Below are 12,566 nucleotides of genomic sequence, written 5' to 3'. Positions count from 1 at the left end.
GGAAGAGCGGAAAGGCCCCGGCGCGCGTCTCGCACGGGGCCCGCGGCGGCCGACTAGCCGAGCAGGTTGTCGAAGTCGCCGTCCTTCACCCCCAGGATGAGGGCGTTGATCTCGGCCTGGGTGTAGATCAGGGCCGGCCCCTCGGGGAAGCGGGAGTTGCGTACCGCGATGGAGCCGTCCGAGAGCCTGGCCATCTCCACGCAGTTGCCGATCGAGTTGCTGCGGCGGCTCTTCTGCCAGGTGACTTCGCCCAGTTCGGCGGCTGAGATGCCGTTGTAAGCGTTCACGTACACACGCTCCCTCTGTCAGCGTTGGTGCGGGATTACTCCCATGCGCATGCCCTTGCACCGTCAAATGCACGTGCATACGCACCGGATTTTGCTCAGGATAGCGCATGAGCATGTGAGTTCCCCGTGAAATAGCCGAGAGGTTGGCATGACGAGACCGCTCCAAGCGGGGCGCAGGGAGCCGATATTTTCGGATATTCGGTCACACTCCCGGACAAAAGGAGTGGGGGATGGCCGGGAGGCGACCCGATTGTTATGTGGCGGGGGAGGAGGGGGACGGCGGGGCGGTCAGGAACAGTCCAGGGCGGCGGTGAGGGAGTCCAGGTTCGCCCGCATCACGGACGGGTAGTCCGTGCCCGGCGACTCCTCGGTGAGGCTCTCCAGGGGGTCCAGCACCGCGACCTCGGCGCCGGTCTCGCCCGCGACGGTCTCGGCGATGGAGGGGTCGGTCAGCGGAGAGGTGAAGACCGTGGTGGCGCCGTGCTCCTCGACGGCGTGCACCACCTCGGCGATCCGGGCGGGGGAGGGCTCCTCGTGGGAGTCGAGGCCGGTGACGCTGATCTGCTCCAGGCCGTGGGCGTCGGCCAGGTACCCGAACGCGGCGTGGGCCACCACCAGTTCACGCCGTGCGCAGCCGGTCAGCCCCTCCGTGTAGGCGGCCCCCAGTTCGGCCAGCTCCGCGACGGTCGCGTCGTGGTTCTCCCGGTAGGCCGCCGCGTGGTCGGGGTCGGCCTCGCCCAGCCGGTCGGCCAGCTCCCCCGCGAGGACGGCCAGCCGCTCGGTGTCCAGCCACAGGTGCGGGTCCACGCCGCCGTGGGCCCCGGCCCCCTCTCCGTGGTGCTCCGTGTCGTCGTGGTGGCCGTGCCCGGCATCCGGGGCGGGGAGCAGATCGACCACCTCGGCCGCGTCGAGGGAGCGGTCCGCGGCGTGCTGGCCGACCGCCTCGTCGACGGCGGGCTGCATCCCGCCGATGTGGAGGACCACGTCGGCGTCGGCGATCACGCCGATCTGGCGGGGGCTCAGCTCCACCTCGTGGGGGTCGGCGCCGGCTTCCGTCAGGTTGGTGACCGAGGCGTGGCCGTCCGCGATCCGGGAGGCCAGCCACTCCAGCGGGTAGACCGTGGTGACGATCTGGACCCCGGCGGCTCCGCCGGGGTCCTCCGAGCACGCGGTCAGGGAGGCCAGCAGCGCTCCCGCGGCGCCGGCGGCGAGCAGTTTCGTCGATATTTCAGAGTGCATGGAATCATTTTCACGAAAGTGAAAATCATTGTCAATTCCGGAAGTATGTCCACTTTGCCGTCGGTCGGCTACTTCAGCTCGGCGAACCGCTCCACGTCGTCGGTCTTGCCCGCGACGATGACGATGTCCCCCTTCTGCGGGACGGTGTCCGCCGTGGCGTAGGTGAACGACTCGCCGTGCCGCTTGATGCACACCACGGTGATGCCGTGGGCCGAGCGCACCCCGGTCTCCCCCAGCCTGCGGCCGATGATCTCCAGGGGGGCGCGGGTCTTGCCGAGGGCGAAGTTCTCCTCGATCTCGACGTAGTCCAGCATCCGCCCCGACAGCAGGTGGGCCACCCGTTCGCCCATGTCGTGCTCGGGCAGCACCACGTGGTGGGCGCCGATCTGCTGGAGGATGCGGCCGTGGCGCCGGTTGACCGCCTTGGCCCAGATGTTGGGCACCCCCATGTCCACCAGCAGGGACGTGGTCAGGATGCTCTCCTCCAGGTGGCTGCCGATGGCCACCACCGCGCGGGAGAACTCGTGCGCGCCGATCTGGCGCAGCGTCTCGTCGTCGGTGGTGTCGGCGACGACGGTGTACGTGAGGAGGTCGGCGTAGGACTGCACCCGGCGGGGGTTGTTGTCCACGCCCAGCACCTCCCACCCGTGGGCGACCAGTTCCTCGGCGAGGGAACCGCCGAACCGGCCGAGACCGATGACGAGTACCCGTCGGTCGTTCGCTGTGCTGCGCGGCACTGTTGCTCCTCGTGGTGTCAGCCGATGACGGGGCGGCCCTCGGGCAGGTCGTAGCGCCGGGTGCGCTCCCGCAGCGCCAGGGCGGAGGCGAAGGTGATCGGACCGAGCCGCCCCGCGAACATCAGTATGGTCAACAGGACCTGGCCGTGCGGCGGCAGAGCGGGGGCGATCCCGGTGGACAGGCCGACCACGCCGAAGGCCGAGACCACCTCGAACAGGACGTCCAGCAGGGGGAAGGGAGAGATGGCGGTCAGGTGGATCGTCGCGAAGGCGACCACCGTCATGGACAGGAAGGTCAGGCTGAGCGCCTGCCGGATCGCCCCGGCGGAGAGTCTGCGGCCGAAGGCGTGCACCTGCGGATGGCCGCGGACCTCGGCCCACACCACGAACCAGATGACCGCGAAGGTGCTGGCCTTGATACCGCCGGCGGTGCCGGCGCTGCCGCCGCCCACGAACATCAGCATGACGGTGACGAACAGGGTGTGCGACTCCATGGCGCCCACGTCCACCACGTTGAACCCGCCGCTGCGCGGCATGACGCCGTGGAAGGCGCCGTCGAGCAGCCGCTGCGGCCAGGGCAGCGCCCCCAGGGTCGCGGGGTTGCCCCACTCCAGCGCGGTCACCGCGACCATGCCGCCGACGAACAGCAGCAGCGAGGTCCACACGGTCATCTTGGTGTGCAGGCTCCACCGCCGCGGGGTGCTCAGGTGCCTGCGCAGCTCCAGCAGCACCGGGAAGCCCAGGCCGCCCAGGACGGTGGCCAGTGCGACCGGCCCCAGCACCAGCGGGTCCCCGGCGAACCGGGTGAGGCTGTCGCCGTAGAGGGACAGCCCGGCGTTGTTGAAGGCCGACACCGAGTGGAACAGCCCGCTGTAGGCCGCCTCGTGCGCCGGCATCCCGTGCGCCAGCCACATCCGGGGGATGAGCACCAGCGCGAGCAGGGCCTCGCAGGTCAGACTGGTCGCCACGATGCGGAGCACGATCCCGCGGGCGTCGCCGACGTTCAGGGTGCGCTGCTCGCTCTGCACCGACAGCTGCATGCGCAGTCCGAAGCGCCGGATGACCACCAGTCCCAGGACCGAGGCCATCGTCATGATGCCGATGCCGCCGACCTGGATCAGTCCCAGGACGACCAGTTGACCGAAGAGCGACCAGTGGGCCACCGGACCGGTCACGCTCAGCCCCGCCACGCACAGCGCACTCGTCGCGGTGAACAGCGCCTCCACTGCCGAGACCTCCCGGCCCCCCTGGGCAGCGGGCAGCATCAGCAGGCCGGTGCCCAGCATGATCACCGAGAGGAACAGCAGCACCAGCACCCGGGCCGGCCTGCCCCAGAAGGCCCGGGAGACCGCGGCTGTGCGACCGGTGGCGCCGAGCGGCAGGCGGTGCGACAGGCGCGTGACCCGGCTGCGCAGACCCCGTAGTCTCTCCCACATCCCCAGTTCGCCGTCCTCACCACAGCGATCGCCGGACGCGATCGGCCCGTGCAGACCAAAACTAGCGCCGCGCTCCCCGGGGGACGAGGGGACGTGCGGCCCGGCGGCGGTGGACCGGCGCGGGGCCGGGGCGGCGTCAGCCGGGGTCGGAGGCCGCCCGCAGCGACCGGTAGCGGGCGTTGCGCACCGACAGCACGGCGGCCGCCAGGAGCGTCGCGATCAGCGAGGCGAGCAGCACCCCGGCCTTGGCGTGTGCCAGCACCTCCGGCAGGCCGGAGAAGGACAGTTCGGTGATCAGCAGCGAGACGGTGAACCCGACGCCCGCCAGAGCGGCCATGCCGGTGAGGTCGATCCAGCTCAACGAGGGGTTCAGCTCGGCGGAGGTGAGCTTGGTGGTCACCCAGGAGCCGCCGGCGATGCCGACCGTCTTGCCGAGGACGAGGCCGGCCATGATGCCGAGCGCGGCCGTGTCGCCGAACACCGTGCCCAGGCCGCCCTCGATGGCCACGCCCGCCGACATCAGCGCGAACACCGGCAGCACCAGCCCCGAGGACCAGGGGCTCAGCAGGTGTTCGACGCGGTGGCTGGGGGACTGCGCCTCACCGGCCAGCGGCACGGTCCGCATGAGCAGCCCCAGAGCGACCCCGGCGATGGTGGCGTGCACCCCGCTGGCGTGCACCAGCGCCCAGACGGCGCAGGCCAGCGGGAGGTAGACCACCCAGTTGGGCAGTGCGGAGGCGTTCAGCAGCGCGGCCGGGCCCCGGCCGCGCTGCAGGTAGCCGAAGAGCGCGAGCAGCGCCGCCGCGCCGAGCAGCGGCGCGAAGGACAGGTCGTCGGTGTAGAAGACCGCGATGACCACGATCGCGCCGAGGTCGTCGACGATCGCCAGGGTCAGCAGGAAGGTGCGCAGGGCGGAGGGCAGGTGGCGGCCGACGATCGCCAGGATCGCCACCGCGAAGGCGATGTCGGTGGCCATCGGGATGCCCCAGCCGCCCAGCCGGACCGGGTCGGAGGCGTTGAGCGCGGCGTAGAGCAGTGCGGGCACGGCCATGCCGCAGACCGCGGCGACGATGGGCAGCATCGCCCGGCGGGGGTTGCGCAGCTCCCCGTGGACGAACTCCTGCTTCAGCTCGTTGCCGACGACGAAGAAGAACACGGCGAGCAGACCGTCGGCGACCCAGGACTCCACCGACAGGTGCAGGCCGAGCGCCTCGGGGCCGAAGGAGAACTCCCGCAGGGCCGTGTAGGAGGGCCCGAGCGGGGAGTTCGCCCAGGCCAACGCGGCCAGGGCGCCTCCGATGAGCAGCAGGCCGCCCACGACGTCGGAGCGGAGCAGGTCGGCGAACGCGTGCAGTCTGCCGCCGGTCGTGTGCGCGGTCATGGCCGTCCCCCCGAGAGTCGATCGCCGAACACCACGCCGACCAGACTTCCCGGCACACCAGAGAACGGGCCGCGGAAACCGCGTGCGCGGAGTCCACGGGCCCCGGGCGACTATGCCAGAGCCGTGGCTGCCTGTCCAGAGAGGCACTGGTCAGCCCGTACGTCGACGCGAGGCCCCATCCTAGGACTCAGCAGATCACGCGTGTCGTGCGCCCTCGTGCTGCGCGTGCCCCACGGGCTCCACCTGGATGGTGGAGTGATCGATGGAGAAGTGCTCCGACAGGCACTCGTGCAACTGGTCCAGGAGGCGTCCGGTGTCGGTCAGCGCGGAGTCCTCGACCACCACGTGCGCCGACAGCACCGGCAGACCCGAGGTGATGGTCCAGGCGTGCAGGTCGTGCACGTCCAGTACGCCTGGCTGGTCGCGCAGGTGGCGGCGGACCTCGCCGAGGTCGACGCCGCGCGGCGCCACCTCCAGCAGGATCCGCAGGGCCTCGTTGAGCAGGTGCCAGGCCCGCGACGCGATGAACAGCGCGATGGCGATCGACACCAGGGAGTCCAGGCGGTCCCAGCCGGTGGCCCAGATGAGCAGGGCGGCCACCACGACCCCGACCGAGGACAGCAGGTCGCCGAGCACCTCAAGGTAGGCGCCGCGCAGGTTGAGGCTCTCGGACTGGCCGTGCTGCAACAGCAGCAGGGCGACCAGGTTGGTGACGAGGCCGATGATGGAGAAGGCCAGCATGGCGGGGGCCACGACGGGCTCGGGGTTCAGCAGGCGGTGGACCGCCTCGTAGCCGATGAAACCGCACAGGGCGAACAGCAGCAGGGCGTTGGCCGCGGCGGCCAGGATCTCCGCCCGCTGCAGGCCGAAGGTGCGCTCGGCGCTGAACGGCCGGTTCGCGATCCAGATCGCGAAGAGGGCCAGTCCGATGCCGAAGGAGTCGACCGCCATGTGCCCCGCGTCGCCCAGCAGGGCGAGACTGCCCGTGACCACACCGCCGACAACCTGGAACGCCATCACGCCGAGCGTCAGCCCCAGGACGAGCAGCAGACGCCCGCGGTGCGCCCCCGCGGCAGTGGAGTGGTCGTGACCCAATGATCCTCCTTCCCGTCTCCGGTCCGCTCGTGGCCGGAAGGGTTTCAACTATTCAGCCTCCACTGTTTATACAGTGAAGACTGTGTATACGGCAAAAAGGGTAAAATGATCATCGTGTTGACCCCCGACCAGCGCCTCGCCGCGATCCAGCGCCTGGGGCGGGCCCTCGCCGACCCCACCCGGTGCCGTCTGCTGCTGGCCCTGCTGGACGGTCCCGCCTACCCCGCACGGCTCGCCGAACAACTGGACCTGACCCGACAGAACGTCTCCAACCACCTGGCCTGCCTGCGCGAGTGCGGACTGGTGCGCACCGTCACCCAGGGCAGGCAGACCCGCTACTCCCTGGTGGACGACTCGCTGCGGCACGCCCTGGAGGACCTGCTGCACGTGGTCTGGGGCACGGCCGTCCAGCACACCCCGCCGGGCGAGGCCCTCCCGGTGGCGGTCGACTGAGGCACCCCGGGCGGCCCGCCGTTCCTCCCGGCCGCTGCGCCCCTGCGAACAAAGCCCGCCCCGGTGGCCGCTTTGGGCACGACGGGGAGGGCCGTGCCAGCCCCGGACCCGACCCGCACCCGCGGCGGCACCGGACGCCCCGCCCCGGTCAGTCGGCGGCGGAGGCGGTCTCCCGCCACTGGCGCGACCGGGTGTCCGCGTCCAGCAGGGCGCAGTCCCCGCACTTGCCGCCGCCCGGGACCCGGTAGTACAGGCAGCAGGACCGGCGCACGAAGAACCGGTGCGGCCGGTCGGCGTCGGGCCGCACCACCTCGCCCAGCCCGGCCAACGGCGGCCGTCGCAGCAGCGCGGCCGCGATCTCTGCGGCGCGGTCGGCCCACTCGGGGCGGTGGAGGGAGACCATCATCACCGCGCCCCCCACCGCAGCGGCGGCGTTGCCCCACAACAGGCGCTCCGAGACCCGGGTCCGGCGGAGCACCGCCGCGCCGAGCCGGTCCAGGTGGCGTTCGACCAGCGGCTCCCACAGCGCCTCGGCGACCTCCTCCGCGTCGGCCGGGGCGGGAAGGGTCCGGTGGGGGCCGGACAGCCACGAGGTGACCCGTTCGGAGGTCTCCAGCCACAGCAGCGAGGCCGCGGGCACGTCCAGCACCACCCCCGCGCAGGCCGCGGCCAGGGCCGGGGAGACCAGGCGGGCCGCGAAACCCAGCTGGGTGACCGAGGCCGCCACCCGCGGCTCCACCGGCCCGTACCGGGCCGTCAGCCACGCGATCCGGGCGTCCAGCACGTCGGGGCGCTCGTACAGCTCCGCGAAGGAGCGCAGCCCCGCGGGCGCCTCCCCGCCGTCGGCGGGCCGCAGCTCGAAGTAGCCGCCGAGCGCGGCGAGCGCACCGAAGACGCGGCGGTCGGACGGCTCCCCGGAGTGCTCCGGTACGGCAGCCACCGTCACGCCCCCCTCGGGTCGGCCGGTTCGGCAGGGGCGGACCGCCGCAGCACCTCGTACAGCGCCTCCACGCCCCGGACCAGGCCGCGCAGGGTCTCCAGGTCCAGGGAGCGCAGCGCCGCCGAGGTGCGCTCGCGGCTCGTGCCCCACATGTCGTCGATGAGGGTGCGGCCCTCCTCGGTCAGGTCCACCCGGCGCACCCGCCGGTCCGCGGGGTCCTCCCGGCGGAGAACCAGGGAACGCGCCGAGAGCCGGTCCACGATCCCGGTGAGTGTGGCAACACTCACACCGACCCGCTCGGCCAGTTCGTGGGTGGGCGTGTTGCCGTCGATGGCCAGCGCCACCAGGACCTTGAGCTGCTGAATCGTCAAAGTGGTGCTCAGCAGCGGCAACGAGCGGTCCCGCACGAACAGCCTGAGCTGGCGCACCTCCAACTCCTGGAGACGTTCGATCAACTCGCGTTTGGCGTCAGACGCACCGCTGCCCATTCCGGTTCCCGCTCCCAGCCCTGATCGGTTACCGATCATTCCCTGACATGTCCCTGATTTGTATCACTCTGGCATGATCTTCAATGCCACGCGAAGTATCGTGGAGACGCGTGCCCGGCTGAAGACCGCGTGGCCTTCCCCAGCGGCGCGGGACGAATCAAGCGCGGCCGCTCACCGCGCGGTGCTCAAGTCTGACGTGAACCATCCTGGTTGAGGAGCCCCATACCCATGTCCAAACTAGCCAAGCTCAGCCTTGGCAACCGGGCGCTGATCCTGCTGATCACACTCAGCGCACTCGTCTTCGGTGTGATCTCGGCAGGGTCGATGAAGCGCGAACTCATGCCGTCGTTCGACATTCCCATGGCCGTGGTCGGCGCCCAGTACCAGGGTGCATCACCGCAGGTCATGGAGACCGAGGTCACCGAAGCCCTGGAGCAGGCGGTCAAGGGCGTCCCGGGGGTGACGAGCTACACCTCCACCTCCAGCACCGGGTCCGCCCAGGTCATCGCGGAGTTCGACTACGGGGACTCCACCGACGACGTCGTCCGCTCCCTCCGGCAGGCCGTCGACCAGGTCGAGCCGCTGCTGCCCGAGGACGTCGACCCCTACGTCATGGCGTTCGGCATGGACGACATCCCGGTGGTCATGCTCGCCGTCGGAACCGGCGACGACGACGCCCAGAAGCTCGCCGAGCCCATCGAGGAGCTGCTCGTCCCCGAACTGGAGTCCATCGACGGCGTGCGGGCCGTCCAGGTCACCGGTGTGCGCGAGTCCACCGTCGTGATCACCCCCGACGAGGACGAACTGGAGGACGCCGGCTACACCGTCACCGACCTGGCCAACGCGCTGCAGGCCAGCGGCCGGCTGCTGCCCGGCGGGCAGATCACCGAGGAGGACCGCACCCTCACCGTCACCACCGGCGGCCGCCTGGAGTCGATCGAGGACGTCGAGAACATCTGGCTGGCCCCCGCCGGCGCGGCCGCGGCCGTGCCCGGCCTGCCCGGAGCCGCGGCCCCCGAACCGGTCCGGCTCGCCGAGGTCGCCGACGTCGAACTGGTCCTCGACGAGGCCAGCAGCATCACCCGGACCAACGGCGAGCCCAGCCTCGGCGTCATGATCACCAAGACCCCCGACGGCAACACCGTCGAGGTCTCCGAAGAGGTCCAGGCGCGGGTCGCCGAACTTGAGGAGCAGCTGGGCAAGGACACCAACATCACCGTGGTGTTCGACCAGGCCCCGTTCATCAACGACTCCATCCGCGCCATGGCCGAGGAGGGCCTGCTGGGCCTCGGCTTCGCCGTCGTGGTCATCCTGGTCTTCCTGCTGTCGGTCCGCTCCACCGTCGTCACCGCGGTCTCCATCCCGGTCTCGCTGCTCATCGCGCTCCTGGGCATGTGGGCCTTCGACTACACCCTCAACCTGCTCACCCTGGGCGCGCTGACGGTGGCGGTGGGACGCGTGGTGGACGACTCCATCGTGGTCCTGGAGAACATCAAGCGCCACCTGGGCTACGGCGAGGAGAAGTACACCGCCGTGTTCACCGGCGTGCGCGAGGTGGCGCTGGCGATCACCTCGGCCACGCTGACCACCATCGCCGTGTTCCTGCCGATCGGGTTCGTCGGCGGACAGGTCGGCGAACTGTTCCGGCCCTTCGCGGTGACCGTCAGCATCGCGCTCGCCGCCTCCCTGCTGGTGTCCCTCACGATCATCCCGGTGCTGGCCTACTGGTTCATGCGGCCCAGGGTCGTCCCGCCCGAGGAGGTGGAGCGCGTCAGGGCCGAGGAGTACCAGCGCGAACTGCGCTCCCCGCTGCAGCGCGCCTACCTGCCGGTGATCCGCTGGACCACCAGGCACCGGTGGGCCACCCTGCTGGCCGCCTTCGTGCTCCTCGTCGGCACGTTCGCGATGACCCCGTTCATCAAGACCAACTTCATCGAGGACCAGGGGCAGAACACCGTCAGCGTCACCCAGGAGCTGCCGGTCGGCACCTCGCTGGAGGCCGCCGACGCCGAGGCCGCCAAGGTCGAGGAGGAGTTGGAGAAGCTCGCCTGGATCGAGTCCTACCAGGCGACCTTCGGCGGCGGCGACATGCTGGGCGCCCTGTTCGGCGGCGGCGCCAACTCCATCACCTACACCATCACCACCGACCCCGACGGGGACCAGGCCGCCTACCAGGAGGAGCTGCGCGAGATCCTGGCGGAGATCGACACCGAGGCCGAGGCGCGCATCGACGCCACCGGCGGATTCGGCTCCGCCCTGTCGGTGGAGATCAAGGCCGACGACCCCGAGACCCTCGCCGAGGCGACCGAACTCGTCGAGGAGACGGTCCGCGACATCCCCGGCGCAGCCGACGTGCAGAGCAGCATCGCCGCCACCCAGCCCGCCTTCGAGGTCCGCGTCGACGGCGAGAAGGCCGCCGAGAAGGGGCTCACCGAGGGCCAGATCGGCCAGGCCGTGACCGCGGCCTTCCAGGGCACCAGGGTCGGCACCGCGACCGTCGAGGACGTCCAGCACGACATGGTGCTGCGCGTGGACGACCGCCCCACCAGCGTCAAGGAACTGGAGAACCTCAAGATCGCCACCCCCACCGGCGGCGAGGTCAAGCTGTCCGCGGTCGCCGAGGTGGCGGAGGTCCTCCAGGCCCCCGAGCTGAGCCGCAGCGACGGCTTCCGCTCCGCGACCGTCAGCGCCACGCCCACCGCCGACGACCTCGGCCGGGTCACCAGCGACCTGTACCGGGCACTGGCCGAACTCGACCTGCCCGAGGGCGCCACCGCCACCATCGGCGGGGTCAGCGAGGACCAGAACGAGGCGTTCGCCCAGATGGGGGTGGCCATGCTGGTCGCCGTCGTGATCGTCTACCTGATCATGGTGGCCACCTTCAAGAGCCTGCGCCAGCCGCTGGTGCTGCTCGTCTCCATCCCGTTCGCCGCCACCGGCGCGCTGGGCCTGCTCCTGGTGACCGGCATCCCCCTGAGCCTGCCCGCGCTCATCGGCCTGCTGATGCTGATCGGCATCGTGGTCACCAACGCGATCGTGCTCATCGACCTGGTGAACCAGTACCGCGAGGAGGGCATGGAACTGCGGGAGGCCGTCGTGGAGGGCTCCCGGCACCGCCTGCGGCCGGTCCTCATGACCGCGCTGGCCACCATCGGCGCGCTCACCCCCATGGCCCTGGGCATCACCGGGGGCGGCGCGTTCATCTCCCAGCCGCTGGCGATCGTGGTCATCGGCGGCCTGGTCAGCTCCACCCTGCTCACCCTCGTCCTGGTCCCGGTGCTCTACACCATGACCGAGGCGGCCAAGGAGCGCAGGACCGCGCGCCGCGCCGCCAAGCGGGAGGCCGAACTCGCCGCGGCCCGCGCCGAGGCCGCCGAGCGGGAGACCGCCCGCGAGGAGGAGAGGCAGGACGCCACGAACTGACCCACCGGCACGGTTCTTCGCCGCCGTGACCGACCGGGGCCGCCGCGTGACCGCGGCGGCCCCGCGTGCTCGGTACCGCGGACCGGTCCGGTCGCTGTCGGTGAGTGGGGGACAGCGGCGAGTGGCGCGCCGATTTGTGGAAAACGGGTCGCGGAAGGCAAGCTGTCGCCTTATGGGAACCCGCAACACCGATCTCGACGAACTCGTCCGCGAGGAGCTCGGCGCCGAACCCTCACAGGACGCCAAGGACTACGCCCGCCGCCTCTACGAGAAGTACCGTCTGCCCGACCCCTCCGAACCCCCGGCCGAACCGCGGCCGCAGAACTGAACCGGCCGAACACCGGTCCGGAGTGCCGCGCCGGGCGGAGGGCTCCTGCCGAAGACCCCTCAGGTGTCCGGGGAGGAGCCGTCCGCCGGGGAGCCGGCCTCCCAGACCAGTTCGAACCAGACCGTCCTCCCCAGACCGTCCGAGCGGGGCTCCACCCCCCACTTCGAGGCCAGGGCCTCCACCAGGTCCAGCCCGCGCCCGTGCTCGCTGACGTCGTAGGGGTCGCGGTGCTGCGGCCGGGGAAGTTCCGGACTGCCCAGGTCCCGGACCTCCACCCGGACCCAGCCCGCGGCGGTGTGCACCACCACCTCGAACTTGCCGCCGGGGGTGCCCGAGGAGCTGTGCGTCACCGCGTTCGTGGCGATCTCACTGGTCAGCAGCGTGACCGTGGACAGTTCGGGACAGTCGCCGAGCTGACGGGCCACGAACCGGCGGGCATGCCTGATCTGGCTGGCCAGGCCCGGGAAACGGCGCCGGGCGGGAACACCGTGCGCGTCGGGGTGGGGAAGGGAACGCTCGTGCATAGGCTTCGCCGGTACTTCGGAGGGCAGGGGGGCAACAGGACCGGTACGTTGGCGGGGCACCAAGGCAGGCGGCCGGGTCGAGGACTGCGCTGTCGAGATGTCGTTCATGTGATCACTCCCCAGGGGCGCGGGAGGCCGTGCCCCGGTAGGGCCGCGTGGACGGCGCCGTCCGGTCACCACCACAGACGAGGGTCGGTCCATGCCCGGCAGGGTCACGGCACGAGCGTGGTCATCC

The 12,566-nt window shown here is 71.1% G+C and carries 12 protein-coding genes; 3 read left to right on the top strand and 9 right to left on the bottom strand.

Going from position 1 to position 12,566, the window contains the following annotated elements:
• Positions 1–53: 53 nt before the first annotated feature.
• The 6 genes from FOF52_RS11680 to FOF52_RS11655 form a co-directional block, all read right to left on the bottom strand.
• Complete coding sequence (locus tag FOF52_RS11680; protein ID WP_248589996.1) at positions 54–287, bottom strand: DUF397 domain-containing protein; 234 nt, start codon at positions 285–287, stop codon at positions 54–56.
• A gap of 288 nt (positions 288–575) precedes the next feature.
• Positions 576–1,526, bottom strand: a complete 951-nt coding sequence (locus FOF52_RS11675) for a metal ABC transporter solute-binding protein, Zn/Mn family (protein WP_248589995.1) — start codon at positions 1,524–1,526, stop codon at positions 576–578.
• Positions 1,527–1,594: 68 nt separating this feature from the next.
• Positions 1,595–2,263 (bottom strand): potassium channel family protein, encoded by a 669-nt coding sequence (locus FOF52_RS11670; protein ID WP_248589994.1) that lies wholly within the window; start codon positions 2,261–2,263, stop codon positions 1,595–1,597.
• A 17-nt stretch (positions 2,264–2,280) separates the two neighbouring features.
• Positions 2,281–3,699: a TrkH family potassium uptake protein gene (locus FOF52_RS11665; RefSeq protein ID WP_248589993.1), complete on the bottom strand. Its 1,419-nt coding sequence runs from the start codon at positions 3,697–3,699 to the stop codon at positions 2,281–2,283.
• A gap of 136 nt (positions 3,700–3,835) precedes the next feature.
• Positions 3,836–5,080, bottom strand: a complete 1,245-nt coding sequence (gene nhaA, locus FOF52_RS11660; protein ID WP_248589992.1) for a Na+/H+ antiporter NhaA — start codon at positions 5,078–5,080, stop codon at positions 3,836–3,838.
• Positions 5,081–5,275: 195 nt separating this feature from the next.
• Entirely contained in the window at positions 5,276–6,175 is a 900-nt protein-coding gene (locus FOF52_RS11655; protein ID WP_248589991.1) for a cation diffusion facilitator family transporter, read from the bottom strand.
• Between the two features lie 105 nt (positions 6,176–6,280).
• Between FOF52_RS11655 and cmtR the strand changes: the two genes are divergently transcribed.
• Positions 6,281–6,628 (top strand): Cd(II)/Pb(II)-sensing metalloregulatory transcriptional regulator CmtR, encoded by a 348-nt coding sequence (gene cmtR / locus FOF52_RS11650; RefSeq protein WP_282573404.1) that lies wholly within the window; start codon positions 6,281–6,283, stop codon positions 6,626–6,628.
• Between the two features lie 148 nt (positions 6,629–6,776).
• Here cmtR and FOF52_RS11645 read toward each other — a convergent pair whose 3' ends face one another.
• Together FOF52_RS11645 and FOF52_RS11640 are read right to left on the bottom strand one after the other, a co-directional pair.
• A complete protein-coding gene (locus tag FOF52_RS11645) occupies positions 6,777–7,568 on the bottom strand; it encodes a (2Fe-2S)-binding protein (RefSeq protein WP_248589990.1) in 792 nt (263 codons plus the stop codon).
• Between the two features lie 2 nt (positions 7,569–7,570).
• A complete protein-coding gene (locus FOF52_RS11640) occupies positions 7,571–8,056 on the bottom strand; it encodes a MarR family winged helix-turn-helix transcriptional regulator (RefSeq protein WP_248589989.1) in 486 nt (161 codons plus the stop codon).
• Positions 8,057–8,284: 228 nt separating this feature from the next.
• Between FOF52_RS11640 and FOF52_RS11635 the strand changes: the two genes are divergently transcribed.
• Both FOF52_RS11635 and FOF52_RS11630 read left to right on the top strand, forming a co-directional pair.
• Positions 8,285–11,479: an efflux RND transporter permease subunit gene (locus FOF52_RS11635; RefSeq protein ID WP_248589988.1), complete on the top strand. Its 3,195-nt coding sequence runs from the start codon at positions 8,285–8,287 to the stop codon at positions 11,477–11,479.
• Between the two features lie 172 nt (positions 11,480–11,651).
• On the top strand, positions 11,652–11,807 hold the full coding sequence (locus FOF52_RS11630) for a hypothetical protein (RefSeq protein ID WP_248589987.1): 156 nt from the start codon (positions 11,652–11,654) through the stop codon (positions 11,805–11,807).
• A gap of 59 nt (positions 11,808–11,866) precedes the next feature.
• Here the strand turns inward: FOF52_RS11630 and FOF52_RS11625 are convergent, their stop codons facing one another.
• Positions 11,867–12,331 carry an ATP-binding protein gene (locus tag FOF52_RS11625; RefSeq protein ID WP_248589986.1) on the bottom strand — a complete coding sequence of 155 codons (465 nt, stop codon included), beginning with the start codon at positions 12,329–12,331 and terminating at the stop codon, positions 11,867–11,869.
• Positions 12,332–12,566: the final 235 nt, after the last annotated feature.

It is taken from the genome of Thermobifida alba (assembly GCF_023208015.1).
In the GTDB taxonomy this organism is placed as follows: domain Bacteria; phylum Actinomycetota; class Actinomycetes; order Streptosporangiales; family Streptosporangiaceae; genus Thermobifida; species Thermobifida alba.
This window is presented reverse-complemented; position numbering and strand designations above follow the sequence as displayed.